19 protein-coding genes and 1 pseudogene are annotated in these 26,801 nt (G+C 75.0%); 8 read left to right on the top strand and 12 right to left on the bottom strand.

Translation table 11 applies throughout. The features are described from left to right. Nucleotides 1–103 precede the first annotated feature (103 nt). Entirely contained in the window at nucleotides 104–1,471 is a 1,368-nt protein-coding gene (locus tag D476_RS0122655; RefSeq protein WP_017626206.1) for an NAD(P)-binding domain-containing protein, read from the bottom strand. A 94-nt stretch (nucleotides 1,472–1,565) separates the two neighbouring features. On the opposite strand from D476_RS0122655, the gene D476_RS0122650 reads away from it, so the two are divergent. Continuing rightward, nucleotides 1,566–2,426 (top strand): helix-turn-helix domain-containing GNAT family N-acetyltransferase, encoded by an 861-nt coding sequence (locus D476_RS0122650; protein ID WP_017626205.1) that lies wholly within the window; start codon nucleotides 1,566–1,568, stop codon nucleotides 2,424–2,426. 74 nt (nucleotides 2,427–2,500) lie between these two features. Here the strand turns inward: D476_RS0122650 and katG are convergent, their stop codons facing one another. From katG to D476_RS34210, 3 genes are all read right to left on the bottom strand, one after another. Next, nucleotides 2,501–4,696, bottom strand: coding sequence for a catalase/peroxidase HPI (gene katG, locus D476_RS0122645; protein ID WP_017626204.1), 2,196 nt, complete (start codon nucleotides 4,694–4,696; stop codon nucleotides 2,501–2,503). Between the two features lie 82 nt (nucleotides 4,697–4,778). Continuing rightward, a complete protein-coding gene (locus D476_RS0122640) occupies nucleotides 4,779–5,210 on the bottom strand; it encodes a Fur family transcriptional regulator (protein ID WP_017626203.1) in 432 nt (143 codons plus the stop codon). Between the two features lie 110 nt (nucleotides 5,211–5,320). Beyond that, nucleotides 5,321–7,924: a BTAD domain-containing putative transcriptional regulator gene (locus D476_RS34210; RefSeq protein ID WP_017626202.1), complete on the bottom strand. Its 2,604-nt coding sequence runs from the start codon at nucleotides 7,922–7,924 to the stop codon at nucleotides 5,321–5,323. A gap of 130 nt (nucleotides 7,925–8,054) precedes the next feature. On the opposite strand from D476_RS34210, the gene D476_RS0122630 reads away from it, so the two are divergent. Continuing rightward, the gene (locus tag D476_RS0122630) at nucleotides 8,055–9,563 is read left to right on the top strand and encodes an MFS transporter (RefSeq protein ID WP_017626201.1); all 1,509 of its coding nucleotides are present in this window, start codon (nucleotides 8,055–8,057) and stop codon (nucleotides 9,561–9,563) included. Nucleotides 9,564–9,568: 5 nt separating this feature from the next. Here D476_RS0122630 and D476_RS0122625 read toward each other — a convergent pair whose 3' ends face one another. After that, nucleotides 9,569–10,204 (bottom strand): YHS domain-containing protein, encoded by a 636-nt coding sequence (locus D476_RS0122625; RefSeq protein ID WP_017626200.1) that lies wholly within the window; start codon nucleotides 10,202–10,204, stop codon nucleotides 9,569–9,571. A 130-nt stretch (nucleotides 10,205–10,334) separates the two neighbouring features. Here D476_RS0122625 and D476_RS0122620 point away from each other — a divergent pair, with 130 nt between their 5' ends. Beyond that, the gene (locus tag D476_RS0122620; RefSeq protein WP_017626199.1) at nucleotides 10,335–11,138 is read left to right on the top strand and encodes a helix-turn-helix domain-containing protein; all 804 of its coding nucleotides are present in this window, start codon (nucleotides 10,335–10,337) and stop codon (nucleotides 11,136–11,138) included. On the opposite strand, the gene D476_RS0122615 is transcribed toward D476_RS0122620, so the two are convergent. The 3 genes from D476_RS0122615 to D476_RS0122605 are packed head-to-tail and all read right to left on the bottom strand — an operon-like array spanning nucleotide 11,139 to nucleotide 13,451. Next, the gene (locus D476_RS0122615; RefSeq protein ID WP_017626198.1) at nucleotides 11,139–12,038 is read right to left on the bottom strand and encodes an SRPBCC family protein; all 900 of its coding nucleotides are present in this window, start codon (nucleotides 12,036–12,038) and stop codon (nucleotides 11,139–11,141) included. Then, on the bottom strand, nucleotides 12,035–12,358 hold the full coding sequence (locus D476_RS0122610; RefSeq protein ID WP_017626197.1) for an ArsR/SmtB family transcription factor: 324 nt from the start codon (nucleotides 12,356–12,358) through the stop codon (nucleotides 12,035–12,037). The genes D476_RS0122615 and D476_RS0122610 overlap by 4 nt, the downstream gene beginning before the upstream one ends. A gap of 52 nt (nucleotides 12,359–12,410) precedes the next feature. After that, on the bottom strand, nucleotides 12,411–13,451 hold the full coding sequence (locus D476_RS0122605; protein WP_017626196.1) for a LacI family DNA-binding transcriptional regulator: 1,041 nt from the start codon (nucleotides 13,449–13,451) through the stop codon (nucleotides 12,411–12,413). A 188-nt stretch (nucleotides 13,452–13,639) separates the two neighbouring features. On the opposite strand from D476_RS0122605, the gene D476_RS0122600 reads away from it, so the two are divergent. The 5 genes from D476_RS0122600 to D476_RS0122580 are packed head-to-tail and all read left to right on the top strand — an operon-like array spanning nucleotide 13,640 to nucleotide 19,960. Beyond that, the gene (locus tag D476_RS0122600; protein ID WP_017626195.1) at nucleotides 13,640–14,941 is read left to right on the top strand and encodes an extracellular solute-binding protein; all 1,302 of its coding nucleotides are present in this window, start codon (nucleotides 13,640–13,642) and stop codon (nucleotides 14,939–14,941) included. A 20-nt stretch (nucleotides 14,942–14,961) separates the two neighbouring features. Next, nucleotides 14,962–15,807 (top strand): carbohydrate ABC transporter permease, encoded by an 846-nt coding sequence (locus D476_RS0122595; protein ID WP_017626194.1) that lies wholly within the window; start codon nucleotides 14,962–14,964, stop codon nucleotides 15,805–15,807. Next, a complete protein-coding gene (locus tag D476_RS0122590; protein ID WP_017626193.1) occupies nucleotides 15,807–16,631 on the top strand; it encodes a carbohydrate ABC transporter permease in 825 nt (274 codons plus the stop codon). The genes D476_RS0122595 and D476_RS0122590 overlap by 1 nt, the downstream gene beginning before the upstream one ends. A gap of 43 nt (nucleotides 16,632–16,674) precedes the next feature. Beyond that, a complete protein-coding gene (locus D476_RS0122585) occupies nucleotides 16,675–19,020 on the top strand; it encodes a glycoside hydrolase family 3 N-terminal domain-containing protein (RefSeq protein ID WP_017626192.1) in 2,346 nt (781 codons plus the stop codon). A 31-nt stretch (nucleotides 19,021–19,051) separates the two neighbouring features. Next, entirely contained in the window at nucleotides 19,052–19,960 is a 909-nt protein-coding gene (locus D476_RS0122580; RefSeq protein WP_017626191.1) for an aldose 1-epimerase family protein, read from the top strand. A gap of 112 nt (nucleotides 19,961–20,072) precedes the next feature. On the opposite strand, the gene D476_RS39310 is transcribed toward D476_RS0122580, so the two are convergent. The 4 genes and pseudogenes from D476_RS39310 to D476_RS0122570 form a co-directional block, all read right to left on the bottom strand. Continuing rightward, nucleotides 20,073–21,839: a glycoside hydrolase family 6 protein gene (locus D476_RS39310; RefSeq protein WP_026123760.1), complete on the bottom strand. Its 1,767-nt coding sequence runs from the start codon at nucleotides 21,837–21,839 to the stop codon at nucleotides 20,073–20,075. A gap of 119 nt (nucleotides 21,840–21,958) precedes the next feature. Then, a complete protein-coding gene (locus D476_RS39305; protein WP_239648800.1) occupies nucleotides 21,959–22,213 on the bottom strand; it encodes a cellulose binding domain-containing protein in 255 nt (84 codons plus the stop codon). 226 nt (nucleotides 22,214–22,439) lie between these two features. Continuing rightward, nucleotides 22,440–23,300, bottom strand: a pseudogene (locus D476_RS39300) (glycoside hydrolase family 5 protein); the annotation flags it as partial. A gap of 217 nt (nucleotides 23,301–23,517) precedes the next feature. Continuing rightward, complete coding sequence (locus D476_RS0122570) at nucleotides 23,518–26,421, bottom strand: glycoside hydrolase family 48 protein (protein WP_017626189.1); 2,904 nt, start codon at nucleotides 26,419–26,421, stop codon at nucleotides 23,518–23,520. Nucleotides 26,422–26,801 lie beyond the last annotated feature (380 nt).

Here is a 26,801-nt window from a genome sequence, read left to right as displayed (position 1 = left end):
CCGTAGCTGGTCGTCACGGTCACGCACAGGGCGATCAGCGGCGCCCGGGAACGGAGCGGGGCGGCGGGCGCCGTCGCGCGGCCCGCCGCCCCGGTCCGCCCGCTCACCGCCGCCCGGTCGGGACCGGCAGGTCCGCCTCCACCGGCTGCGGGCCCGCGGCGGGGCCGCAGCACCCGCCCCCGGTGGCCTCCTCTTGGGCGGCCTCCTCGGCGCCGGGCAGGCCCGAGCCCTGGCACACGCCCGTCTCCGGCAGCACCAGCTCCACCCGCTCCGCCGCCTCGCGGTCGCCCGCGATCTCGGCGGCGATGCTGCGCACCTGCTCGAACCCGGTCAGCGCGAGGAACGTCGGCGCCCGCCCGTAGGACTTCATCCCGGCCAGGTAGAAGCCCGGCTCCGGGTGGGACAGCTCCCGGGCGCCGTGCGGGTAGACGGTGCCGCAGGAGTGGACGTTCGGGTCGATGAGCGGGGCCAGCTCCGCGGGCGCCTGCAGGGTCGCGTCCAGTCCCAGCCGGACCTCCGACAGGAACGACAGGTCGGGCCGGAACCCGGTGAGCACGGCGACCTCGTCGACCGGGTCCAGCTCGCGGCCGTCCTCGGCGACCAGCACGGCCCCGGCCGCACCCGTGCGGACCCCGGCGGTCCGGAAGCCGGCGGCCACGGTGATGTGACCGGAGGCCACCGCCTCCTGGGCCCGCTTCCCGAGCGCCCCCCGGGCGGCCAGCCGGTCGTCGGCGCCCCCGCCGAAGGCGTCGCCGACCTCTCCCCGGCGCAGCACCCACACCGCGCGGGTGGCCGGGTCGCGCTCGGCCGCCTCGGCCAGGAGCACCAGGGCGGTCAGCGCCGAGTGCCCGCTGCCGACCACGGCCGTGCGCCGCCCCTCGTACCGTTCCCGCTCGGCCGCCCCGGCCGGGTCGGGGACCCGGTAGGAGATGCGGTCGGCCGCCGCGGCCTCGCCGAGCGCGGGCAGCCCGTCGGCGCCCAGCGGGTTCGGGGCGCCCCACGTGCCCGAGGCGTCGATGACCGCGCGGGCGAGGATGCGCTCCTCGGCTCCGTCGGCCGTGCGCACGCGCACGGTGAACGGCTCGGTGGCGCGGCCGGAGTCCACGACCCGGTCGCGGCCGCGGCGGCCCACCCCGACCACCTCGGTACCGAACCGCACCCGCTCCCCCAGCGCGGCGGCCAGCGGTTCGAGGTAGTCCCGGACCCAGTCGGCCCCCGTCGGGTAGGCGCCCTCGTCCGGGCGGTCCCACCCGGTGCCCGCGAGCAGCTTCCCGGCCGCCGGGGCGACGAGGTCGCGCCAGGTCGAGAAGAGCCGCACATGGCCCCACTCGGCGACCGCCGCACCGGCCCGCCCGCCCTTCTCCAGCACGACGACCGGCACGTCCCGCTCGGCCAGCTCCGCCGCCGCGGCCAGGCCCACCGGCCCGGCTCCGACCACGGCGACCGGGAGCCCCTCGGCATGGTCCGCCATCACCGCCACCTTTCATCGATGCCTGTCGATTGAATCGGACTTTATCGATGAAGATCGATGGACGCAACCATCGACGGTGGTCGATAATGGACGCATGGCACTGACGACCGACCCCGCGCCCCCGCCCCTGGACCCCGCCGACGCCGCGACCTACGCCTCCTGGTTCGCCTGCCTGGCCGAGCCCACCCGGGTCCGCCTGCTGCACACGGTGGCCACCCGGCCGGGCGGCACCGGGGTCGGCGAACTGGCGGCCGAGCTGGGCATCGGCCAGCCCACCGTCTCCCACCACCTGCGCAGGCTGGCCGACGCCGGGTTCGTGGTGCTGACCCGGGAGGGCACCTCCACCCGGGTGGCGGTCAACCCGGCCTGCTGCACCGGCCTGCCGCACGCCGCCGACGCCGTGATGGGGCTGCTCTCCGCACGCCCCTGCTGCCCCACCGACCTGCCCGCCGACGTGGCGGTGCGGGCGATGGAGCCCGGCGACATGGAGGAGGTGCGGCGGATCTACGGCGAGGGCATCGCCACCCGCAACGCCACCTTCGAGACCGAGGTGCCCACCGCTGAGGAACTGGACGCGAAGTGGCTGGCGGGGCACCGGTGGGTGGCCGAGGCGGACGGCAAGGTCGCGGGGTGGGCCGCGGCGGCGCCGACGTCGGCCCGGGCGGCCTACTCCGGGGTGGCCGAGACGTCGATGTACGTCGGGGACGCCTTCCGCGGGCGCGGCGTCGGCAAGGCGCTCATCCACCGCCAGGTCACCGAGGCCGACGCGGACGAGGGGCTGTGGACGCTGCAGACGTCGGTCTTCCCCGAGAACCAGGCGAGCCTGGCCCTGCACCGCTCGGCCGGGTTCCGGACCGTCGGCGTCCGGGAGCGCGTCGCCCGCCTGGACGGGCGGTGGCGCGACACGGTCCTGCTGGAGCGCCGCTACTCGAAGTACGAGTGCGCCCCCGCCTGAGCACGGGCGCGCACGCATGACGAAGGGCCGGCCCGGGCGTGCGCCCGGACCGGCCCTCGTTCATCGCACAGGGATCAGACCAGGTCGAACCGGTCCAGGTTCATGACCTTGTCCCAGGCGGCGACGAAGTCCTCGACGAACTTCTCCTTCGCGTCGTCGGCCGCGTAGACCTCGGCGACGGCGCGCAGCTCGGAGTTGGAGCCGAACAGCAGGTCGACCCGGCTGCCGGTCCACAGCACCTCGCCGGTGGCGTCGCTGCGGCACTCGAAGGTCTCCGAGGACTCGTCGACCGGCTTCCACGTGTGGCCCAGGTCGAGCAGGTTCACGAAGAAGTCGTTGGTCAGCGTGCCCGGCTCGTCGGTGAACACGCCCATCGCCGAGTCCTGGAAGTTGGCGCCCAGCACCCGCAGGCCGCCGACGAGCACCGTCATCTCCGGGGCGCTCAGCGTGAGCAGGTTGGCCCGGTCGATCAGCTGGTACTCGGCCGGCAGGGGGTGGCCCTTGCCCAGGTAGTTGCGGAACCCGTCGGAGTGCGGCTCCAGGTAGGAGAAGGACTCCACGTCCGTCTTCTCCTGGGTGGCGTCGCCGCGGCCCGGGGTGAACGGCACCTCGACGTCGAACCCGGCCTTCTTGGCGGCCTCCTCGACGCCGACGACGCCGCCGAGCACCACCAGGTCGGCGAAGGAGACGCCCTTGCCGTCGGTGCGGCCGGAGTTGAAGGCCTCCTGGATGCCCTCCAGGGTGCGCAGCACCGGGGCCAGCTTCGCGGGCTCGTTGACCTCCCANGGGGGGAGGCGCCCGCCGTTGGCGCCGCCCCGCATGTCGCTGCCGCGGTAGGTGGAGGCCGCGGCCCAGGCCGTGGACACGAGCTGCTGCACGGTCAGGCCGGACGCGCGGATGCGCTCCTTGAGGTCGGCGACCTCGGCGGCGCCGATCTGCTCGAACTCCGGAGCCGGGATCGGGTCCTGCCAGATCAGCTCCTCGGAGGGGACCTCCGGGCCGAGGTAGCGCACGACCGGGCCCATGTCGCGGTGGGTCAGCTTGAACCACGCGCGGGCGAAGGCGTCGGCGAACTCCTCCGGGTTCTCCATGAACCGCCGGGAGATCGGCTCATAGACCGGGTCGAAGCGCAGCGCCAGGTCGGTGGTGAGCATGGTCGGGGCGTGCTTCTTGGACGCGTCGTGCGCGTCCGGGACGGTGCCCTCGCCCGCGCCGTCCTTCGGCCGCCACTGCCAGGCGCCGCCGGGGCCCTGGTACTTCTCCCACTCGTAGCCGAAGAGGTTCTCCCAGAACCCGTTGCTCCACTTGGTGGGCGTGGTGGTCCAGGTGACCTCCAGGCCGCTGGTGATGGCGTCGCCGCCCTTGCCGGTGCCGTGGGCGTTCTGCCAGCCCAGGCCCTGGGCCTCCAGCGGGGCCGCCTCGGGCTCGGGGCCCAGGTTGCTGTCCGGGGCCGCGCCGTGGGTCTTGCCGAAGGTGTGGCCGCCGGCGATGAGGGCGACGGTCTCCTCGTCGTTCATCGCCATCCGGCCGAAGGTGTCGCGGATGTCGCGGGCGGCGGCCAGCGGGTCCGGGTTGCCGTTCGGCCCCTCCGGGTTGACGTAGATCAGGCCCATCTGGACCGCGGCCAGCGGCTTCTCCAGGTCGCGGTCGCCGCTGTAGCGCTCGTCGTCGAGCCAGCCGGTCTCCGGGCCCCAGTAGACGTCGTCGTCGGGCTCCCAGGCGTCCACCCGGCCCCCGGCGAAGCCGAAGGTCTTCAGGCCCATCGACTCCAGCGCCACGTTGCCCGACAGGATCATCAGGTCGGCCCAGGAGATCTTGCGGCCGTACTTCTTCTTGACCGGCCAGAGCAGGCGGCGGGCCTTGTCCAGATTGCCGTTGTCGGGCCAGCTGTTCAGCGGGGCGAACCGCTGCTGGCCGGTGCCGCCTCCGCCGCGGCCGTCGAAGGTCCGGTAGGTCCCGGCCGAGTGCCAGGCCATCCGAATGATCAGCGGGCCGTAGTGGCCGAAGTCGGCGGGCCACCAGTCCTGCGAGGTGGTCAGCACCTCGGCGATGTCCCGCTTGACCGCGTCCAGGTCGAGGGAGGTGAACTCGGCGGCGTAGTCGAAGCCGTCGCCCATCGGGTCGGAGACGGGCTGGTTCTTGGCGAGGATCTTGAGGTTGAGCCGGTTGGGCCACCAGCCGCGGTTGGCGTCGCCCTGCGTGGGGTAGGGGGCGCGGCCGCCGTGCGCGACGGGACAGCCGCCGGTGGCGGCGTCGGTGCTTTCGGTCATGGTCATCCTTCCGAGGCTGGGGAGGAAGAGGTGGATCGGACGGTCGGGTCGTGGGCGGTGTGCCCCTGGCGGGCGGTCGGGCTCACGCGCCGCCCTCACCCTGGCATTCGGAGCAGACCCCCCAGTAGACGACCTCGGCCTCGTCGATCGTGAAGCCGCCGTTGTCCGAGGCGGTCAGGCACGGGGCGTGTCCGACGGCGCAGTCGACGTCGGCGATGGCGCCGCACGACCGGCACACGACGTGGTGGTGGTTGTCCCCCACCCGCGTCTCGTACCGGGCGACCGAGCCCCGGGGCTGGATGCGCCGCACCAGCCCGGCCTCCGTGAGCGCCTTGAGCACGTCGTAGACGGCCTGGTGGGAGACGGCCCCGAGGGACGCGCGCACGGCACCGATGATCGACTCGGTGTCGGCGTGCGGGTTGTCGTGCACGGCGGACAGGACCGCGACCCGGGGACCCGTCACCCGGAGCGCGGACTCGCGGAGCATGTGCTCGAAGTCCGAGGGCGTCGACATGTCTCGGAGTCTCACCCCTTTTCTGGAGTAAGTCAAAAAAGACCGCGCGCCGCCTGGAGGCGTCAAACGCCTACTGTGCAGGCGTTCCCTCCACTCGGACGCGAATTGGTCTATTCAACCGAGTCCAAAGACGCCTCAAGGCGCGACCGGCGTCGGCCCCCCTCCAGCCGGGCGCGGGCCCCGACCGCACCGCGCCCGTAGGAGTGCTCCTCGGCGATGCGCAGGGCGCGCCCGTACCGCCCCCGCGCCCCGTCCGCGTCGCCCCGCTCGTCCGCGATCCGCCCCAGGAGCAGCAGCGCCTCGACCGCCTCGCCCCACAGGCCCAGCTCCTCGGCCGCGGGCAGGTCCCCGGCCAGCGGTCCGTCGGCGCCGCCCGCCCGTGCCAGCGCCATGTGCGCGCGCAGCCGCCCCCACCGGTCCCCCAGCGCACCGAAGAGCGCCGCGCCGCACTCGGCGTCCGCGCCGCCGGAGCCCCCGCACTCGGCCCGGAGCACGAGCACCGCGGCCCGGGCCCAGCGGTCGTCCGCCCCCGCGGCCCGGGCCCGGACCTCCTCGATGCGCTCGGCGACCGCCCCGCCGGGGGCGCCCGACATCCGCGCGCACCACAGCAGGCGCGCCCGGGTGCCCGGGTCGGCGGAGCCGCCGGAGGGGACGCGCCCGTCGAACGCCGCCCGCCAGGCCTCGGCCCGGCGCCGCACCGCGGGCGGGCCGCCGGGCACGGCCAGTGCGGCGTCGAGCGAGCGCCGCGCCTCCCCCGCGCGGTTGCGCAGCCGCCAGAACCAGGCCAGCGCCGCGGCCAGGCGCAGCGCGCCCTCCGCGTCCTCGGCGCGCACGGCCGCCTCCAGCGCAGCGCGCTTGTTCACCGTCTCGGCGTCCAGCTCCTCCAGGGCCCCGCGCTGCCGGTCCCCGCACAGCTCCGCTCCGGCCCGCTCGGCGTGCTCCACGTGGAAGGCGGTGAACCGGCGGCGCACCTCCCCGGTCTCCCCGGCCTCCTCCAGCCGGTCCGCGCAGTAGGCCGCGACCGACTCCAGCAGCCGGTACCGCCCGCCCTCGCGCACCACCAGCGACCGGTCGACCAGGCAGGCGAGGACGCCGAGCACGCCGGAGGCGGCCGTCGGCCCCGGGGCGCCGGTGCACACGGCGCGGGCCGCGTCCGCCGTCCAGCCGTCGCGGTGCACGGCCAGGCGGCGCAGCACCGCGCGCTCGCCGCCGTCCAGCAGTCCCCAGCTCCAGTCGATCATCGACCGCAGCGTGCGCTGCCGGGAGGGGCGCCCGCGGCCGGGACCGGTCGGCAGCGCGAAGCGGTCGTCGAGCCCGGCGGCGGCCTCGGCGGGGGTGAGCGACCGCATCCGGGCGGCGACCAGCTCGATGGCGAGCGGGATGCCGTCCAGGCGTCGGCAGATCGCGGCGACGTCCTGCGCGTTGTGCGCGGTCACCGCGAACCCCGGCTCGGCGGCGCGGGCGCGCTCGGCGAACAGCCGTACCGCGTCCGCGTCCGGCAGCGGCGCCAGCGGAAGCACCGTCTCTCCCGGGATGCCCAGGGCCTCCTGGGCGGTCACCACCGTCCGCACCCCGTCGGCCGCCGACACCGCCGCCACCAGGTCGGCGACCGCGTCGAGCACGTGTTCGCAGTTGTCCAGGACCACGAGGCAGCGCCGGCCGTCGAGGGCTCCGCGGCACCACTGCGCCAGGTCGTCCACGTCCTCGTCGGCCGCCCCGTCGCACAGCCCCAGGGCGGTGACCACGCGCTCGGCGACGTCGGACGCGGACGACGCACGGTCCAGCCCGGCCAGCTCGACCACCCACACGCCGTCGGGGAAGTCTCCGGCGGAGGACCGCGCCACGTCGAGTGCGAGGCGGGTCTTGCCCACGCCCCCGGGACCGGTCACCGTCACCGGTCCCCCGGCGTCCGGAGCGCGCAGCGCCGCACGGACCCGCGCGGCGTCCTCCTCCCGCCCGATCAGCGCGGTGGGCGGGCACGGCAGGCCGTCCCGGGGACGCTCTTCCCGGGCCGGGACCCGGCCCCGCAGCAGACGGGCGTGCACCCCGGCGACCGCCGGGCCCGGGTCGACGCCCAGCTCGTCCCGGAGCCTGCGCCGAAGCCCTTCGTAGGCCTCCAGCGCCTCGCCCTGCCGTCCCGCCTGGTACAGGGCCAGCATGTGCAGACCGTGCAGGCGCTCGCGCAGCGGGTGCGCACGGGCCAGCGCCCCCAGCTCGGCGGCCATCGCCGCGGCGCCGCCGGAATCCGCCCGCGCCTCGGCCAGCGCCTCCACCGCCGACAGCCGCAGCTCCTCCAACCGGGCGGCCTCCTCCCGGGCGAAAGGCGCCTCGGCGAACTCGGCGTAGGCCGGGCCCCGCCACAGCCCCAGTGCCCCGGCGAGCGCCCCTGCCCCTCCGGCCGCGGCGGCGCGCTCGAACCGGTCCGCGTCGACCTCGCCCCCGTCGACCCGGAGCCGGTACCCGGCGGGCGAGAGCAGCACCCGGTCGGCGCCGATGGCCTTCCTGAGCTGGGAGACCTTGGTCTGCAGGGTGTTGAGGGGGCGGCCCGGGGCGTGCTCGGGCCACAGGTCCTCCACGAGCCGGTCGGCGGAGACGGGGCGCCCGCCGTGCACGAGCAGGTCGGCCAGAAGGGCCCGGACCTTCCCTTCGGGAACGGCGACCGGCCCGCCGTCGTCCCGCCATACGGCCAGCGGCCCGAGCACCCCGAATCGCATGCCCCCAACCTACTGAGTCCCGCTCCGCGTGCGCGTGGCGCGGGCTCCGTGCGTGCGCCGTGCGTGCGCCGTGCGCCGAGCGTGCGCGGCCCCTCCGAAGGTGGTGGCCCGCCACCGCCCACACGCCCCGATGGCGTGTGCCGACGAAGGGACCACCGTGCTCCGAACGACCTCCCGGCCCCGCGACGGCCGGGCCGGACCCGCCGCATGGGCGGGCCTGGCCGTGCTCGCCCTGCCCACGGTCCTGCTCGGACTGGACCTGACCGTGCTGCACCTGGCCCTGCCGTCGCTGGCGGCGGACCTGCGCCCCAGCGCCGCCCAGGAACTGTGGATCATGGACGCCTACGGCTTCATGATCGCCGGGTTCCTGGTCACCATGGGCACGCTCGGCGACCGGATCGGGCGGCGGCGGCTGCTGATGGTCGGAGGCGCGGCGTTCGTTGCCGCGTCCGTCCCGGCCGCCTACGCCCCCACCCCCGAGGCGCTGATCGCCGCCCGCGCCGCTCTGGGCGTCGCCGGGGCCACCCTCATGCCCTCCACCCTGGCGCTGATCAGCACCATGTTCGCCGCCCCGCGGCAGCGGGCGCTGGCGATCGGCCTGTGGGCGACGTTCTTCGCCGGGGGCATGGCCGCCGGGCCGCTGGTCGGCGGCGCGCTGCTGGAGTCCTTCTGGTGGGGTGCGGCGTTCCTGCTCGCCGTCCCGGTCATCGGGGTGATGCTCGCCCTGGCGCCGCTGCTGCTGCCCGAGTACCGGGACCCGGACGCGGGCCGCCTGGACCCCGCCAGCGTCGCCCTGTCCCTGGCCGCCGTCCTGCCGGTCGTCTACGCGGTCAAGCACGCCGCGGCGGAGGGGCCGGACCCGGCTGCGGCCGCGGCCGCGGCGGTCGGCGCGGTCTTCACCGCCGTGTTCGTGCGCCGCCAGCGCACCCTGGCCGACCCGCTGCTGGACGTGTCGCTGTTCCGGAGCCGCGCCTTCAGCACGGCGTTGGCGATGATGCTGGCCGGGCTGGTGGGCGTGGGCGGCACGATGCTGCTGACCACGCGCCACCTGCAGCTCATTGAAGGAATGCCGCCGATCGAGGCCGGGCTGTGGTTCGGCCCGCCCGCGCTGGCGATGGTGCTCTCCTCCACCGCGGCGCCGGTGCTGACCCGGTGGATCCGGCCGGGCACGGTGGTCGCCGGGGTGCTCGCGCTCTCCTCGGCGGGCTACATCCTGCTCGGCACGGCCGCGCCCGGCGGCGGCCCGGTCCCGGTGGTCGCCGCGTTCACCCTGGTCTACCTGGGCCTGGGGGCGATCGCGGCGCTCGGCACCGACCTGGTGGTCGGCGCCGCGCCGCCGGAGCGGGCCGGGTCGGCCGCGGCCCTGTCGGAGACCGTCCAAGAGCTGGGGCTGGCGGCGGGGATCGCCCTGGTGGGCAGCCTCGCCGCCGCCGTCTACAGCGCCCGGATGGGCCCCGGGGCGCCCGGCCTCTCCGACGCGGCCGCCGCGGCCCACGGCACGCCCGGAGGCGTGCCGGAACGGGCCGAGGAGGCGTTCATGGCGGGGATGAACGCGGCCGGGTGGACCGGTGCGGCGCTGGTGCTGACCCTGGCCGCGGTGTCGGCGGTGGTCCTGCGGCATGTCGGCGCCCGGCCCTGACCCCCTCAGGCCGCCGGGGCCTCGATGCCGTTCCGCTTGGCGTAGACGTCGAGGCAGCCCTGCGCACAGAACCCGTAAAGGGTGCCGCCGTGCTCGAGGGTGAGCGCGCGCGGCCCGTTGCGCACCTGCATGCCGCACACCGGGTCGAGCAGTCTGCCCTCGGGGACCTCGATCCGGCCCTCCTCCATGGCGGCGTGGAACTCCTCGGTCATGTACTCCAGCACCGTGTCCGCGGTGGCGGCCCTTCCGTTCAGGCCGATGCAGCCGTCGGCGACCCCGACCACGTTGATCCACAGGTCGCCACCGGTCCGCTCCCACCCGTGCGCCCGGTCCACCTTCCGGACGGCGCGGCGGATCCAGCCCATGCTGTGCCGCGCCGACTCGTCCCGCCAGGCCTCCGGGAGGGTGACGGTCACCCACACCGGCGGGGCCGCCCCGTCGGGGACCGGCCCGTCCCCGGTCCTCCAGGCGCCGAGCCCGCGGAACGCGACGTGCGTCATGCGCCGGGCCCGCCGCATGGTCTCCTCGGGCGCCTCCTCCTCTCCGGCGCCGGTCAGCCCCGAGACGATCTCCGCCGCGAGCATCTCCCGGTCTCCGTCCGACAGCGCCCCTTCGGGGTGCGCGATCTCGATCAGGAACACGTCTTCCTCCTCCGGCCGGTGCGGCGCCCGGTGGCACCGCCGTTGCGGACGAGCGTGGACCGCCGGGCGCCGTCCGTCGATGACCTCCCGGGTCATTGCCGCGCGGACGGGGATGCGCCAGGCTCGGCGCATGACGGCCACCACTGATCCGTTCGGGGAGATGCTCCGGCGCTGGCGCACGCGCCGGCGGCGGTCGCAGATGGACGTGGCGCTCGCCGCCGACGTCTCCCCCCGCCACCTGAGCTGCCTGGAGACGGGCCGGTCCAACCCGAGCCCGGAGATGGTCGAGCGGTTGTGCGAGGAGCTGGAGGTGCCGCTGCGCGACCGGAACGCGCTGCACCTGGCGGCCGGGTTCGCCCCGGCGCACGCCGAGCGCCCCTTCACCGGCCTGGGAGCGGCCGCCGACGCGGTGCGGTCGGTTCTCGACGGCCAGTTCCCGAACCCGGCGGCGGCGGTGAACGCGCACTGGGACCTGCTGGCGGCCAACCCGGCGATGGCGGCCTTCCTGGAGGAGGTGCCGCCGGACCTGGCCGGGCCGCCGCTCAACATGCTGCGCGCGACCCTGCACCCGAAGGGCCTCGCCCCGCGCATCCGCAACCTGGCCCAGTGGCGCGCACACGTGCTGCGCCGGGTGCGCCGCCAGCTCGACCGCACCGCCTCCCCGGTCCTGGCCGACCTGCTGGCGGAGCTGAGCGCCTACCCGGCCCCGGCACCGGACGGCACGGAGGAGGCGCCCGCCCCCGGGCGCCTCGACGACATCGCGGTCCCCATGCACGTGGCCACCGACCACGGCGACCTGGCGCTGCTGTACACGGTCACCGTGTTCGGGGCGGCCCGCGACGTGACGCTGGACGAGATCGCGATCGAGAGCTTCTACCCCGCCGACCCCGCGACGGCCAAGCTGCTGCGGGCCCTCGCCGGGCCGGCGGAGTGATCACGCCTCCAGGCCCGCGACCCGGCGGCCCACCTCGCGGACCCGCCGCTCCCAGGCCGGAAGGGCGGCGGCGAGGCGGTCGCGGTCGGCCGCGCGGCCGGTCTGGGTCAGCACCAGGCGCGCCCCGTGGCCGGTCCCCGGCGACAGTTCCCACCGCACCCGCCCGGCGTCGGCGCCGTCGACGGTCCAGGCGTACTCGAACAGCTCCGGCGCCTTCACCCCGGTGCGGCGGCCCGCCGCCACCCCGGGGACCCGGACCCCCTCCGGCACCCCGGCCGAGTCCCGGCCGACGCCTTCTGCGGCGTCCCCGGCGATCTCCGCCCACACCTCCTCCGCCGGGCGGGAGAGCTGGCGCTCCACGGTGAGCACCGCCCCGCCGGGCCCCTCCTCCACGCGGCCCGCGCCGAGGCCGAGGGCGTCGATGCGCTCCTCCAACGACCCCTGCGGCGGCGTCGGCCAGTCCGGCTCCTCCCCGTCCAGCACCGCGCCCAGCATCCGCAGGCACAGGTCCCAGCCCACGGCGTAGCTCGCCGCGCCCGGCCGGTCGTCGAAGACGTGGGTGAACACCAGCAGGCACCCGTCGCCGTCCGGCTCCAGGTCGATACGGACCAGGTCGTCGCTCTCCCGGTGCATCTCCTCCGGCGCGTGCTCGCTGAAGGCGAACCGCCGGGGCGGGTCGAGCTCGACGACCACCCCGTCCAGGACAGTCCCCTCGCCGTCGTCGAAGCGCATCGCCCCGCCGACGCGCAGGTCCATGGCGACCACCGCGAACGGGTACCAGCGGCTCAGCCGCTCGGGCTCGGTGACCGCCCGCCACACCTCCTCGACGGGGTGGGCCAGGCGCCGCTCCATGCGCAGGGCCGGGCGACCGTCGACGGTCGTCAGTTCATCCGGGGTCATGGCTCCTCCTCGTCGTCGCGCCCCTCGTCGAGGTGGCGCTCCAGCGCGTCCAGGCTCTCCCGCCACATGCGCCGGTACGGGGACAGCCACGCGTCCATTTCGGCGAGCGGCGCGGGGTCCAGCTCGTACCACCGGCGCTGCGCCTCCCGCCGCACCCGCACCAGCCCGGCCTCGCGCAGCACCCGCAGGTGCTTGGAGGCACCGGGCTGGCTGAGCCCCAGCGCCTCGCCGATCTCCCCGGCGAGGCGGGGGCGGCGGCGCAGCAGGTCGAGGATGCGGCGCCGCGTCGGATCGGCCAGCGCGGTGAACGGGAGGGGCATGCCGCCAATATACCCGGATAGTTATATAACGACAAGGGCATACACGCAGGTCTCACCCGCTGCGCGGGGGCGCGGTCGAGGACCGCACCACCAGGCGGGTCGCCAGCTGGACGTGGTGCGAGTCCGGGCTCTGCCCCCGGGCGAGCTGGAGCACCGTGCGCATCGCCACCCGGCCCATGTCGTGCAGCGGCTGGCGCACCGAGGTCAGCGGCGGGTCGGTCCACATCGCCCCGTGGGTGTCGTCGAAGCCCACCACGCTCAGGTCGCCCGGGACCGACAGGCCCCGGGCGCGCGCCTCCTGCAGGACGCCGACGGCGATGGTGTCGCTGGCCGCGAAGACCGCCGTGGGCGGGTCGTCGGCGTCCAGCAGCCGGGCGGCCATCGCCCGGCCCGCCTCGACGGTGAACGCCGGCGGGTCCTCCGGGGCCGACAGCACCGGCCCGGGGACCGCCCCCGCCGACTCCAGCGCCTCGCGGAACCCGTGCAGCCGCTCGCGCGCGGGCACCGAGCCGGTGGGCCCCCCGGCGTGCCCGATCCGCCGGTGCCCCAGGGCCAGCAGGTGGTCGGTGGCCTGCACGCCCCCGGCCCAGTTGGTGGCGCCGACGCTGACCACGTCCTCGTCCAGGGGGTTGATCGGGTCGACCACGACCAGCCCCAGGCCCAGGCGGCGGCAGGCGGCGACCTCCTCCGGCGCCAGCCGCGAGGTCACCACCACCAGCCCGGACCTGCGGCGCCCGGCCAGCCGCTCGATGAGGCCCACGCCCAGCGGCACGGGCCCGGCCGCCTCGGCCGAGGCCAGCGCGCTGGTCACCACCTCGGCGTCCAGTTCCCGCCCGGCGGCCAGCAGGCCGTCCAGCACCTGCAGCGCGTACAGGCTCACCATGCTGTCGAAGACGACGTGCACCGCGGGCGCGGGGTCGGGGTCGCGCGGCCCGGTGGTCGGCGCGTACCCCAGGTCCCGGACGGCCCCGCGCACCCGCGCCCGGGTCCGCTCGCCCACCCCCGGCCGCCCGTTGAGCACCTTGGACACCGTCGCCTTGGACACCCCGGCCGCGGCGGCCACCGCATCCAGGGTCGGCCGTGCACCCTCCACCGCCCACCTCCCGAAACTTTTTCGTTAATTTACCACCAAATTGATACCGCCACGGGGCGTTGACACCGCAATACCCCCTTCCTACTGTGAGGCCACTCACGAAAACTGCCGGAAATCCTACGAAAATATTTCGCACAATCTGCCGCGGCTCGCACCCCCTCGGGCCCGGCGAAAGGGACGGACCCCCCATGGCACCGAACAGTGCGGGACGCACCCTGACGGCCGCGTCGGCCGCCCTCGCCCTGGCCGCGGCCGCCGGATGCGGCGGCTTCGGCGGAGGCGGCGACTCCCCCGACGGCGCAGGCGCCACCGCCTGGGCCCTGACCGGCGGATCGGAGGAGGCCTTCCGGACCTCGTTCGACTCCTGGAACGAGGCCAACCCGGACCGACAGATCTCCGTCGAGTGGTTCGCCAACGACGCCTACAAGGAGAAGATCCGCACCGCCGTCGGCGCCGGGAACGCCCCGACCCTGGTGTTCAACTGGTCCGGCGGCACCCTGGCCGACTACGCCGCCAGCGGCCAGGTCGAGGACCTGTCCGGGCGGGTCGACACCGTCACCGACAAGCTCCTCCCCTCGGTGGCCGCCAACGGCGAGGTCGACGGCAAGGTCTACGCCGTGCCCAACAACCAGGCGCAGCCGGTCGTCCTCTACTACAACGAGCAGGTCCTGGCCGACGCCGGGGTGGAGCCGCCGGAGACCTTCGCCGACATGCTGGATGCCGTCGACGCCCTGGAGGACGAGGACGTCGTGCCCATCGCCCTGGCCGGGCAGAGCGTGTGGCCCGAGCTGATGTGGATCCAGTACCTCACCGACCGCATCGGCGGCCCCGAGGCGTTCCAGCGCGTCCTCGACGGCGAGGAGGGCGCCTGGTCCGACCCGGCGGTCATCGAGGCCGCCGCCGCCATCTCCGACCTGGTCGAGGCGGGCGCCTTCGGCGACGGCTTCGCCTCGGTGGACGCCGACTCCGGCGCCGACACCGCCCTGCTGCACACCGGCAAGGCCGGGATGCTGCTGCAGGGCAGCTGGGTCTACCCGAACATGGTCGCCGACGCCCCCGGGTTCGTGGAGGACGGCCTGGGCTACACCACGTTCCCCGTGGTCGAGGACGGCTCCGGCGACCCGTCGAACATCGTCGGCAACCCGGCCAACTTCTGGTCGGTCTCCACCGACGCCTCTGAGGAGGACCGGGAGACCGCGGTCGACTACATCAACGACCAGGTCTACGGCGAGGAGAACGTGCAGTCCCTGCTGGACCTGGGCGCCGTGCCGCCCGTCACCGGCCTGGAGGAGCAGATCGCCGCCCAGGACGACCCGGACCACCTGGAGTTCACCTACGGCATGGTGCGCGACGCCGGGCACTTCCAGCTCTCCTGGGACCAGGCGCTCCCGCCCGACCAGGCCCAGGAGCTGCTGTCCAACCTCGACCTGCTCTTCCTCGGCGAGCTGACGCCCGAGGAGTTCGGCGCGGCCATGGACAGCACCCTGTGAGGGGCGGGCCCACCCCCTGGATGGCCGCCCCGGCGCTGCTGCTCTTCGGCGTCTTCGCGCTGGTCCCCCTCGCCGGGGTGGTCGTCCTCTCCTTCACCTCCTGGGACGGGCTGGGCTCCCCGCAGTGGGCCGGAGCGGACAACTGGGCGGGCGCGGCGGCGGACCCGGTGACCCGCAACGCGGTCTGGCTGACGGTCAAGCTGACCGTGTTCGGCTACCTGTTCCAGGCGCCCGTCAGCCTGCTGCTGGGGGTGTACACCGCCTCCCGCACCCGCCACCGCGAGGTGCTGGCGGTGCTGTACTTCCTCCCGCTGCTGTTCAGCTCGGCCGCGGTCGCCCTGACCTTCAAGGGCCTGCTCGACCCCAACTTCGGCCTCGGCGCCGCACTGGACCTGCCGCTGCTGTCCCGCGACTGGCTGGGCGACCCCGACCTGGCCCTGGGCGTGGTCGTGTTCGTCGTCGGATGGTCCTTCATCCCGTTCCACGCCCTGCTCTACCAGGGCGGGGTCCGGCAGATCCCCGCCTCCCTCTACGAGGCGGCGCGCATCGACGGCGCGGGGCCGATCGCCCAGTTCCTGCACATCACCCTCCCCCAGCTCAAGTACACGATCGTGACCTCCTCCACGCTGATGCTCGTCGGCTCCCTCACCTACTTCGACCTGGTGTTCGTGCTGACCGCGGGCGGACCCGGCGGCGCCACCCGCATCCTCCCGCTGGACATGTACCTGACCGGGTTCCGCTCCTACGACATGGGCCAGGCGAGCGCGGTCGGCGTGGTCCTGGTCGCCGTCGGCCTCGCCCTGGCGCTCGGACTCAACCGGCTCTCCGGCGCCCACCGCATGGAGAGCCGGCAGGAGGGGGCGTGATGGACGTGCGGCGCCGACCGAACATCCCCGGCGCGCTGGGCGGCTGGCTCTGGCTGGCCGTCACGGTGCTGCCCGTCTACTACATCGTCGTCACCAGCCTGCGCACCCAGGCCGACTACTACGAGGCCAACCCGCTGGCCCCGCCCTCCGACCCGACCCTGGCCGCCTACGGCCGCGTCCTGGACGCCGGGTTCCTCGGCTACTTCGCCAACAGCGTCGTCGTCACGGCCGGCGCGGTGGCCGGGACCCTGGCCGTGTCGCTGATGGCCTCCTACGTGGTGGTGCGCGGCCGCACCCGGTTCGCCCGCCGGGTGTTCCAGACGGTGCTGCTGGGCATCGCCATCCCCATCCAGGCCACCATCGTCCCGGTCTACTACCTGATCGTGCAGCTCGGCCTCTACGACACCCTGGCCGCGCTCGTCCTGCCCTCGGCCGCCTTCGCCATCCCGCTGACCGTGCTCATCCTGGTCAACTTCCTGCGCGACGTGCCCGAGGACCTGTTCGCCTCGATGCGCGTGGACGGCGCCGGGGAATGGCGGATCCTCTGGAGCCTGGCCCTGCCGCTGACCCGCCCCGCCCTCATCACCGTGGGCGTCTACGACGCGCTCCAGGTGTGGAACGGCTTCCTGTTCCCGCTGGTCCTCACCCAGAGCGAGAGCACCCGGGTGCTGCCGATGACGCTGTGGGCGTTCGAGGGCGCCTTCGGGGTCGACGTGCCCGGCCTGCTGGCCGCCGTCGTGCTGTCCGTCCTGCCCGTCGCCGCCGTGTACGCCGTCGCCCGCCGCCAGCTCGTCGCCGGGCTGACCGCCGGGTTCGGCCGCTGACCGCGCCCCGCCCCGCCCCGCCCCGCCCCGAACAAGGAGAAGCATGCCCGAGCACACCCCGCCGCCCACCGCCGAGGAGCGGGTCGAGGCCCTGGTCGCCTCCATGACCGTGCAGGAGAAGCTGGCCCAGCTCTCCTCCTACTGGCCGCGCCCGGAGAACGGGGAGAGGCCGCAGGGGGCCGACCCCGACGGGGGCGGCGTCGCCCCCATGGAACACGCCTTCCAGCAGGGGCACCGCGGCTATGAGGAGGCCTCCGAGCACGGACTGGGCCACCTGACCCGGGTGTTCGGCAGCGCCCCGGTCTCCGTGCGCGAGGGCCGCGCCCGCCTGGCCGCCCTGCAGAAGCGGCTGACCGGCGGTACCCGTCCCGGCATCGCCGCCATCGCCCACGAGGAGTGCCTCACCGGGGTCACCGCCTACGGCGCCACCGTCTACCCCACCCCCCTGGCCTGGGCCGCCGCCTTCGACCCCGGCCTGGTCCGCCGGATGGCCGGGGCGATCGCCCGCGACATGCGCGCACTCGGCGTCCACCAGGGCCTGGCCCCGCTCATGGACGTGGCCCGCGACCCCCGGTGGGGCCGCGTGGAGGAGACCATGGGCGAGGACCCCTACCTGGTGGGCACCGTCGGGACCGCCTACGTCCGCGGCCTGGAGGAGAACGGCGTCATCGCCACCCTCAAGCACTTCGCCGGGTACTCGGCCTCCCGCGCGGGCCGCAACCACGCCCCCGTCCCCGTCGGGCCGCGCGAATTCGCCGACGTCCTGCTCCCCCCGTTCGAGACCGCCGTGCGCGAGGGCGGCGCCCGCTCGGTGATGAACTCCTACAGCGACATCGACGGCCTGCCCGCCGCCGCCGACGAGGAGCTGCTCACCGGCGTGCTGCGGGACCGGTGGGGCTTCACCGGGACGGTCGTCTCCGACTACTGGTCGATCCCCTTCCTCGACATCACCCACCGCGTCACCGCCGACCGGGCCGCCTCCGGGGCCCTGGCCCTGCGCGCCGGGATCGACGTCGAGCTGCCCGAGGGCGACGCCTACCCGCGGCTGGCCGAGGCGGTCGCCACCGGGGAGCTCCCCGAGCGCCTGGTGAACCGCGCCCTGCGCCGGGTCCTGCGGCAGAAGGCCGAACTGGGCCTGCTGGACGCCGACGCGCCGCCGGTCCCCGAGGCCGACGGCGGCGGGCCCGGCATCGACCTCGACTCGGCGGACAACCGCGCGCTGGCCCGGGAGGCCGCCGAGGCCTCGGTGGTGCTGCTGGAGAACCGGGGCACCCTGCCGCTGGACCCCGCCGCGGTGGGACGGATCGCCCTCGTCGGCCCCTGCTCCGCCGAACCGCGTACGTTCCTGGGCTGCTATTCCTTCCCCAACCACGTGCTCTCCCGGTACACCGACCGCGGCACCGGCGTGCGGGTGGACCCCCTGGCCGACGCGGTGCGCGCCGAGTTCCCCGGCGCCGAGGTGGAGCAGGCCCAGGGCGTCCCCGTGCGCGAGGCGGAGGACGCCGGCATCCCGGCGGCCGTTGCGGCCGCCGCCCGCGCCGACGTCTGCGTGGTCGCCGTCGGCGACCTGGCCGGGCTGTTCGGGAGCGGCACCTCCGGCGAGGGCTGCGACGCCGCCGACCTGGCGCTGCCCGGCCTCCAGGGCGCGCTGGTGGAGGCGGTGCTGGACACGGGCACACCGGTGGTGCTGGTCTGTGTCTCCGGCCGCCCCTACGCCCTGGGCGCCTACGCCGACCGGTGCGCCGCGCTGGTCCAGGCGTTCCTTCCCGGCGAGGAGGGCGGGGCGGCGATCGCCGGGGTGCTCTCCGGGCGCGTCACCCCCGGCGGGCGGCTCCCGATCGGCATCCCCCGCCACCCCGGCGGCCAGCCCGCCCCCTACCTGGCGCCGCCGCTGGGGCGGGCGAGCGAGGGCATCTCCAACATCGACCCCTCGCCGCTGTACCCCTTCGGGCACGGCCTGTCCTACACCTCCTTCACCTACACCGGCCTGGAGCTGAGTACCGAGCGGATCCCCGCCGACGGCGAGCTGGAGGCGGCGGTGACGGTCCGCAACACCGGGGAGCGCGACGGCGACGAGGTGGTCCAGCTCTACCTGTCCGACGAGACGGCCCAGGTCACCCGGCCCGAGCGGGAGCTGGTCGGCTTCGCCCGGGTGGAGGTCCCCGCGGGCGCCTCCCGCCGGGTCCGGTTCCGGCTGCACGCCGACCGCACCTCCTTCACCGGCCGGGACGGCCGCCGGATCGTGGAACCGGGCGCGTTCACCCTGGCGGCCGGGGGCTCCAGCGAGGACCTGCCGCTGCGCGCCCGCTTCACCGTCACCGGAGGGGTGCGGCCCCTGGAGGGCGCCCGCGTGCTAACCACCCCGGCCGAGGCCGACCCGCCCCGGTGAGCGCCGCACCGCCCCGGGTACGCTCCCCGCCATGCCCCTCGACATCCCGCACCACCGGCTGGCCGCAGGCCCGTACGAGGCCGTCGTCTCCGAGCTCGGCGCCGCCCTGCGCGGCGTCCGGTACGGCGGCCGCGACCTGCTGTTCGACCGGTCGCAGACCGTCCCCTTCCCCCGCTACGCCGGGGCCGTCCTCGCCCCCTGGCCCAACCGCATCGCCGGTGCCCGCTACCGTTTCGGCGGCCGCGACCACCATCTTCCGGTCGACGAGCCCGAGCGCGGCACCGCCCTGCACGGCCTGGCGCTGTGGGACCGCTGGCGGGTGGAGGAGCGCGACGCGTCCTCGGTGACCCTGTCCGACGTCGTCTGGCCGCGCCCCGGCTACCCGTTCACCCTGGAGGTGCGGGCCCGGTACGCCCTCGGGCCGGACGGGCTGTCGGTGGAGCTGACCGCCGCCAACCGGGGCCGTGGGGCCGCCCCCGCCGGGCTGTCCGCGCACCCCTACTTCACCGCCGGGGGCGGCGCCTGCGACGACTGGACGCTGCACCTGCCCTGCACGGAGGTGCTCACCGTCGACGAGCGGCTGATCCCCACCGGCCGCAAGCCCGCCGCCGAGCTGGGCCTCGACTTCACCGCGCCGCGCCCCATCGGAGACGCCGCGATCGACCACGCGTTCACCGGCGCCGCGGCGAAGGAGGCCCCGGCCGCCGTCCTGACCGGGCCCGACGGGCGCGGGGTGCGGGTGGGCTGGTCGGCCGGGTGCGGGTGGGTGCAGGTCTACACCCTCGCCCTGCCCGACGGTCCGGACCACCGGCGGGCCGTCGCCATCGAGCCCATGACCTGCGCGCCGGACGCGTTCAACAGCGGCGACGGCCTGGCCGTGCTGGAGCCGGGCGAGCGGCTGTCCATGGAGATGGCCGTCGCGGCCGTCGGCGGGGACTGACCCGGACGGTCCGCGACGGCACGGGAGGGCACCGCGCCCCCGCCGGAGGGGGGAAGACGAGCGGGGGCGCGGCGGTCCTTCGGCTCCTGTCGGTACCTGTCGGTTCCCGGCGTCAGCCCACCGACGGGTGGGCGTTGGCCAGCAGCTCCTGGAACTGCGCGGGGAACCAGTGGCCCGCCAGCGGGGCGTCCGGCAGCGCGCCGGACGGGTTGTTCCCGTTGCGCGGGTTCCCCTCATAGGTGGGGTCGCACATCCGGTCGAACCCCTTGCCCTCGTCGTTGGGGATCTCCTCGCTGGAGCCGTCCGACTCGCCGGGCGGCTTCACCCACACGTAGGCGTCGATCCCGGGCTCGGGCGCGGCGGTGGGCCGCTGGCCCAGCCCCGCGCCGGACTGGTTGCACCAGTTCCCGACATGGATCCTCCGGTCGACGCGGCTCTCCTCGACGAAGGTGTTCACGTCGGTCGAGGAGCTGGGGCCCGAGGGCCGCTCCGGGCCGCCCCACCCGTTGCGGGAGGTGTCGATCAGCATGCCGGTGTCGGCGCTGAAGCCGGCGGAGACCGCCTCCTCGCGCAGGGCCTGGGCGAAGGTCAGCTCGTCGATGGACCGGTTCCAGTCGACCCAGTCCGACTGCCGCACCGGCTGCCCGCCGACGGTGTCGCCCACGTCGAAGTGCGGCTCGGTCAGCGCCGAGTAGTTGGCGGTGTTGGTGACGAACCCGTGCACGTCGTCGGGCGAGGCCCCGTGGGAGGTCGCCGTCTCGTAGAACAGGTCCACCGCCGGGCCGAGGTTGCTGTCCCAGCCGAGCCAGCCGTGGTGCCCGGCATCGACGTAGTTGTAGACGTTGGGGATCTCGCCCAGCGTGTCGAGGGCGTAGGCCACCCCCTCCACGTAGTTGCCGTTGGCGAGCATGGTGTCGCAGGCCTCGGTCGCGCCGGGCTCGCTGCCGACGTTGGTGACCAGGTTCGGCAGCGAGTCGGGCTCGATGGTGGCGACGATGCGCAGGTCGGCGTACTTCTCGTCGCCGAGGATCTCGGCGATCGGGTCGATGTACTCCTGCTTGTACCTGCCGATCTCCTCGGGGCCCAGCTCGCCGTTGGAGGCGAGCGCGGCGCAGTCCCGGCCGGGCAGGTTGTAGACCACGGTCTGGATCACCATGGGCCGGTCCCCGGAGCTCTGCTCCAGGGCGGCGTCGAGGTGGTCGCGCAGGCCCATGTCGCCGGTGGTGGGGCTGTCGTTGCCCTCGATGGCGCCGATCCGGTCCATCCACACGGCGGTGGACTCGTCGGCCACGGCACCGCCGCCGGGCTCGGAGGCGGCGTTCTCCGACCACACGGGGTTGACGTAGGTGTCGGCGCCGACGAAGGGGTTGTCGACGCGCTCACCCGGGTCGGGATCCGGGTCGGGATCCGGGTCGGGGTCCGGGTCCGGGTCGGGATCGGGGTCGGCGGTGCCGTCGCACTCCACACCGTTCAGCGTGAAGGTCCCGGGCACCGCGTTGTCGCCGCTGTAGTTCCCGTTGAAGCCGAACCGCGCCGTGGCGTCCGTGCCCAGGACCGCGTTGTGCGCCGCCCCCGCCACCTCCACGTGCGCGCCGTCCTGGGAGAAGTCGCCGTTCCACCCGTTGGTGACCTGCTGGTCGCCGGGGAAGTCCCACTCCAGCGTCCAGGCGTCCAGGGGGTCGCCCAGGTTGGTCACCGACACCTCGGCGGTGAATCCGGAGCCCCAGTCGTTGGCCACGGTGTAGTCCACGGCGCAGCCCGCGGCGGCCTGCGCCGGGGAGCCCACGGCGAACACGGCCGCGCCCAGGGCGAGCGCCGAGGCGCCCGCCGCGGCCCGTCCCGGCCACCGCCGGTGGCGGCGGTGGGTGTGTGCTGTCATCGATCCTCCTCTGGGGGTGGCCCGCCGCCCGGTGTCGGCGCGGCGGGCCGGGGGATGGGGTGCTGGGACCGGCGCCCGGAGGCCGGGCGCCGCCCCTTCCGGACCGGCGGCCCGCGCCGTCAGGCGGCGGCGCAGGCGGTACCGCCGATCCGGAAGTCGTCGGGCCCGGGGGCGGAGGGTCCGGTCGCCTGGAAGCCGACGGCGGCCGAGGCGCCCGGCTCCAGTACGCGCGCCCACCGGGGCGCGGTGGCGGTGACGGTGCTCCCGTCCTGGGAGACCTCGGCGCCCCACCCGTTGGCGACCTGCACGCCCGCCGGGGCGGTCCAGGTCAGCGTCCAGTCCTCCAGGGCCTCGGAGCCGTCGTTGGTGAGCACGGCCTCGGCGGTGAACCCGGAGTCCCAGGCGTCGGTGACCCGGTAGCCGACGNNNCCCCCCCCCGCCGTCACCGCCGCCGGGCGGCAGCAGGTAGGGCTCCAGGTACGCGTACTTGTCCTGGTCGACGCTGGTCCAGTCGTCCTGGAGGATGCCTCCGGTGTCCCCGGAGTTGGGGTTCCAGGACCAGTAGGTGAAGTCGATCCCGGTCGGCCCTTCGCCGAGGTAGGACATGAGCTCGCCCAGCCACACCCCGTCGCGCGGGTCCTCCAGGGTGGTGCCGAACTCGCCGAGCAGCAGCGGCGCCGTCTCCTCGTGCTCGATGTGCCCGAAGAAGGCGTCCCACAGCCCCGGCATGTTGTCCGGGAACGCGGGGTCGTCGAACCAGTCCTGGTCGGCCACCGAGGTGGCGTAGTCGTGCGCCGAGTAGACGAGCTTGTCCGGGTCGTCCAGGCGCACCGGGTACTCGGGGACGCCGGAGAGGTTGCCGCCCCACCAGCCGCACTCGGGGGCGGGGGTGCCGGGGACGCAGTCCACCCCCTCGACGATGACCAGCCAGTCGGGGTTGGCCTCCAGGACGGCGTCGCCCGCGCGCTCGGCGGCCAGGCGCCAGTCCCGCTCAGGGTCGCCGCACCCCCAGCACGCGCCCTGCCCGTCGGCGGTGGAGTGCGGTTCGTTGTGCAGGTCGGCGCCGATGACGGTGGGGTCGCCGGCGTACCGCTCGGCGAGCATCGTCCAGTCGTCGATCCACTCGCTCTCCGGCCGGTCGGGGGTGTACCAGAGCGGCGACTGGGAGTCGGCCGAGGGGCGGTGCCGGTCGAGCAGGACCCGCATGCCGTTCTCGTCCGCCTCCTCCACGACGCGGTCGATGATCTCCAGCCCGGACAGCCCCTCCAGGCCGGGGTTGAGCTCGAAGTCGATCCCGGAGGGCTCGGCGCCCGGGTCGAGCGCCTCGTTGGAGTAGGGAAGGCGGATGGTGTTGAAGCCCAGCTCGGCCATCTGGGCGACCATGTCCTCCAGGTTGCGGGCCCAGAGGCCGTGCGGGGCGTAGGTCTCGGTCTCGGAGCCGAACCAGTTGACGCCGGTCATCCGGACGGGGTCGCCGGAGGCGTCCACGAGCTGGGCCCCTTCGGCGCTCCAGGGGCCGTCGCCGGTGCCCGCCGGGGCCGCCTCCGCAGGTGCGGGGGCCGCCCCGGCGGCGGGGGCGGGGGCGGCCGCCACCGGGACCGCGGCGAGGACGGCGGCGAGGGCGAGTGCCGTGAGTCGGGCGCGTCGCATGGGGTCTCCTCCTTTCCGTTCGCCGCCGTCAGCCGAACAGCTCGTCGTGGACGGCGAAGGCCGTGGCGATCTCGGTCTGGGACCAGAACCGGTGGTAGGTGAAGGCGGGGGCGGGCCCGTCCGGGTCCTCCAGGTAGGCCTCGACCTTCGGCCACTGCGGGTCGTCGCGGTAGAAGGACCGGATCGAGGTGAAGGTGGCGCCCGGCTCGACCGGGTCGCCGTTGGCCATCGCGCCCGACCAGCCCTGCGGGATGTACACCTCGTCGTCGAAGCGCGCGTAGTCGGCCCGGGTCTCCTCCACGGCGATGCCGAGGCCGTCCCGGTGCTCCAGCAGGGCGTCGAGCAGCCCCTCGGCGGCGGTGCGCGCGGCGGTGTCGCCCGACCCGGCGGCGTAGTGCATCAGCGTCTTGGCCAGCCCGGCGGCCACGCCGACGTCCTGTCCGTGCGCGGCGACCTCAACGTGCAGGTCCGGGTTCCCGGTCGGCGAACCGGTCCAGTCGTCGGGGCGGCCGGACCACTCCAGGTCGGACGGGACCGCGAACTCGCCGCCGGCGCCGACTTCGGTGTTCTCCAGCACCCAGGGCACCCAGGCGTCCAGGATCGCCCCCGCGCGCTCGTCGCCGGTGGTGCTGTAGAGCTGGGCGATCCGCTCCATGTTCCACACCTGGAAGCCGAACCAGTTGTTGGACGGCGGGTCGTGCCAGACCGGCTGCCAGTCGTAGTACATGCCGTAGAACCGGGCCGCGTCCCCGGGCGGCTCGGCGTACCGCCCGGCCCAGCTGTTGGTGGCGCCCCCGGCGATGCCGCCCTCGGCCGACTGGAGCCACTGCACGAACTCCAGCTGGCGGTCCATGCTGGTGGCCCAGTCCTCCGCGGCCGTCGGCGACTCGGGGGTGAGCGCCTCGGTCTCCGACAGGGCGTAGGCGGCCATGGGGTTCTGGTAGCCCTGGTGGGCCGAGCTGCCGCCGATCCGCCACGCCCACGGGTACTGGGCGCTCTCCATGGCGCCGCCCCAGGCGTAGTACCACGACATCAGGTAGTGGGCGCTGTTCTTGCCCTGCCCGCCGGGGCACTCGTGCTCCCCGGCGCAGTCGCCGATCCGCTTGAAGTACTTGTCGTACATGGCGTAGCGCAGGTAGTCGCCCATGCGGGCGGCGTCGTCGACCACGTCGGCCACGGCACCGGCGTTGCCCTGCTCCTCGGCCCATGTCTGCGCCAGGTGGGCCACCTGGACCGCGCGGGCGTCGGCGTCGGGGGCGTTGGTGTAGCGCCACTGCTGCGAGTACTGCTGGTCGTCGGTGAACAGGTCGAGGAACCCGTTCTCGCCCCCGTGGGCGTAGGTCTCGCACGAGGGGTGCGGGACGGTCTCCCACACCGACTCCTGCGACCCGCGCTGGAAGGTGTTGATGTAGGCGGGGGCGTCGTCGGACCCGTCGCCGCAGAAGCCGTAGCCGTAGGTGTTGTCCACGTCGAGCAGCCAGTGCATGCCGTAGACCTCGTCGGTGCCGTAGGTGCCGCTCAGCTCCTCGGCCAGCGGGTCCTCGCCCGTGGGCACGCTCTGGTCCAGCGCGGACGGGTAGCCCTCGGGCTCGTCGTGCTCGGGGATGTAGGCCGCCGGGGAGGACGGGTCGTAGGCGCCGTTGGTGGGCTGGTCCGCGGTACCCGGGACGATGTGCTCCTCCAGCGACGCCCACGCGTCGGTGAAGGGCTCCCAGTCGCCGGTCACCCTGCCGTAGGCGGCCTCCAGCCACAGGTAGTAGCTGAACGCCTCGGAGGTGGTGGCGTGCCCGTGGTCCGGCGCCTCGACGATGAGGGTCTCCACCGAGTGGTAGGGCACCAGCAGCCCGTCGAACTCGCGGAAGTATCCGCTGGCGGGGTCCTTGATCTTGTCGTACTGCTCCAGGAACGCCTCGTCGTAGTCGGAGGCCGATCCGCCGATCTCGGTGACCTCGACCTCGGCGGAGCCGTACCCCCCGGCCGACGCGGTGAGCACCGCCGAGGCCGGTTCGCCGCCGTTGTCCGCGGAGGCGACCACCACCTCCTGCGGCTCGTCCCAGTCGCCGGGGCCGAAGGAGAGCGAGGCGCCGTCGGCGACGGTGATGTCCCCGCTGCCGCCGGTGCGGGCCACCTCCACCTGGACGGCGTCCTCGGGCGCGTTGGACAGTTCGAGGGTGAAGGAGGAGGACCCGCCCTGGCGCACGGTGACCGAGGAGGGCCGCGCGGTGATCGTCGGCTCGGCCAGCACCTCCACCGCCACCGGGGCCGAGGCGGTCGCCGCCCCCTCGTCGTCGACGGCGGTCGCGGTCAGCGAGTACCGGCCCGGCTCGGCGCCGGACCACTCCGCGGTGTAGGGGGCGGTGGCGTCGGAGGCGATCTCGGTGCCGTCGGCCTGGAAGACGACGCGCTCGACCTCCCCGTCGGCGTCGGAGGCCTCGGCGGCCAGACCGACCGTGTCCTCGGCGAGCAGGACGGCGCCTTCCTCGGGCGCGGTCAGCGCGACCTCGGGCGGGGTGTTCCCGCCCCCGCCGCCGCAGGGGGTGCCGTTGAGGGTGAATCCGGTGGGCGCGCCGTTGGCGCCGGACAGGGAGGCCTGGAACCCGAACGAGGCGGCCTCGCCGGGGTCCAGGTCGGGGTTCCAGGACGGGTGGGAGACGGTGACGTCGGCCCCGTCCTGGGAGAAGCCGCCGTTCCAGCCGTTGGTGATCTGCTGGCCGTCGGGGAAGGTCCAGCCGAGCGACCAGCCGGAGACGGGTTCGTCGCCGTTGACCACGGTGACGGCGGCGGTGAAGCCGCCGCCCCACTCGTCGGCGACCTCGTAGTCGACCGAGCAGGAGGGGGCGGCGTGGGCGGGGGCGGTGGGCGCGAGCACCGCGGCGAGCGCGGCGGTCAGCGCGCCCGCGAGCAGGCGCAGGGGTCGGTGCCGGGGGCTCATGGGGAAACCTCCAGGGGATGCTCCTCTCCCGGCGCGGGGCCGCCGCGGGGGTGCCGCGGCGCGGGCGCACAGGGGAGCGGGAGGGGCGGAGGGCGGGCGTCGGGTCAGGGACGGCGGCACTGCCGATGGGAGCGCTCCCAGATCGTGGGAGCCCCCAAGCGGCGGCGCCACCGCTTGGGAGCGCTCCCACACCCCGAACGGTAGGCATCCGGTGCGCTCGCTGGGAACCCCCGTCCCGGCACCGGAGGAAAGCGCATACCCCGCTTCCCGGGCCGCCCATCCGCCTCTGGCGAGTTCAGCGGGCGCACCGGTCTTCTGGGCCCCGCCCGCGGCCGGATCCGGCCACCCGAGGGAGGGTGGCCGGATCCGGGAGCACGAGG

This window comes from Nocardiopsis chromatogenes YIM 90109, from assembly GCF_000341185.1.
Taxonomy (GTDB): domain Bacteria; phylum Actinomycetota; class Actinomycetes; order Streptosporangiales; family Streptosporangiaceae; genus Nocardiopsis_A; species Nocardiopsis_A chromatogenes.
Note: the sequence above shows the minus strand (reverse complement) of the source record. Positions and strands in the feature narration are given on the sequence as shown.

Excerpts from the sequence above, each read along its gene's own strand:
- D476_RS34210 (WP_017626202.1), bottom strand. The coding sequence starts at position 7,924 with ATGCGATTCGGGGTGCTCGGGCCGCTGGCCGTATGGCGGGACGACGGC.
- D476_RS0122590 (WP_017626193.1), top strand. The coding sequence starts at position 15,807 with ATGGACGTGCGGCGCCGACCGAACATCCCCGGCGCGCTGGGCGGCTGG.
- D476_RS0122620 (WP_017626199.1), top strand. The coding sequence starts at position 10,335 with ATGACGGCCACCACTGATCCGTTCGGGGAGATGCTCCGGCGCTGGCGC.
- D476_RS39310 (WP_026123760.1), bottom strand. The coding sequence starts at position 21,839 with ATGACAGCACACACCCACCGCCGCCACCGGCGGTGGCCGGGACGGGCC.
- D476_RS0122610 (WP_017626197.1), bottom strand. The coding sequence starts at position 12,358 with ATGCCCCTCCCGTTCACCGCGCTGGCCGATCCGACGCGGCGCCGCATC.
- D476_RS0122615 (WP_017626198.1), bottom strand. The coding sequence starts at position 12,038 with ATGACCCCGGATGAACTGACGACCGTCGACGGTCGCCCGGCCCTGCGC.
- D476_RS0122640 (WP_017626203.1), bottom strand. The coding sequence starts at position 5,210 with ATGTCGACGCCCTCGGACTTCGAGCACATGCTCCGCGAGTCCGCGCTC.
- D476_RS0122650 (WP_017626205.1), top strand. The coding sequence starts at position 1,566 with ATGGCACTGACGACCGACCCCGCGCCCCCGCCCCTGGACCCCGCCGAC.
- D476_RS0122570 (WP_017626189.1), bottom strand. The coding sequence starts at position 26,421 with ATGAGCCCCCGGCACCGACCCCTGCGCCTGCTCGCGGGCGCGCTGACC.
- D476_RS0122595 (WP_017626194.1), top strand. The coding sequence starts at position 14,962 with ATGGCCGCCCCGGCGCTGCTGCTCTTCGGCGTCTTCGCGCTGGTCCCC.
- D476_RS0122630 (WP_017626201.1), top strand. The coding sequence starts at position 8,055 with ATGGCGTGTGCCGACGAAGGGACCACCGTGCTCCGAACGACCTCCCGG.
- D476_RS0122600 (WP_017626195.1), top strand. The coding sequence starts at position 13,640 with ATGGCACCGAACAGTGCGGGACGCACCCTGACGGCCGCGTCGGCCGCC.
- D476_RS0122580 (WP_017626191.1), top strand. The coding sequence starts at position 19,052 with ATGCCCCTCGACATCCCGCACCACCGGCTGGCCGCAGGCCCGTACGAG.
- D476_RS0122585 (WP_017626192.1), top strand. The coding sequence starts at position 16,675 with ATGCCCGAGCACACCCCGCCGCCCACCGCCGAGGAGCGGGTCGAGGCC.
- D476_RS0122655 (WP_017626206.1), bottom strand. The coding sequence starts at position 1,471 with ATGGCGGACCATGCCGAGGGGCTCCCGGTCGCCGTGGTCGGAGCCGGG.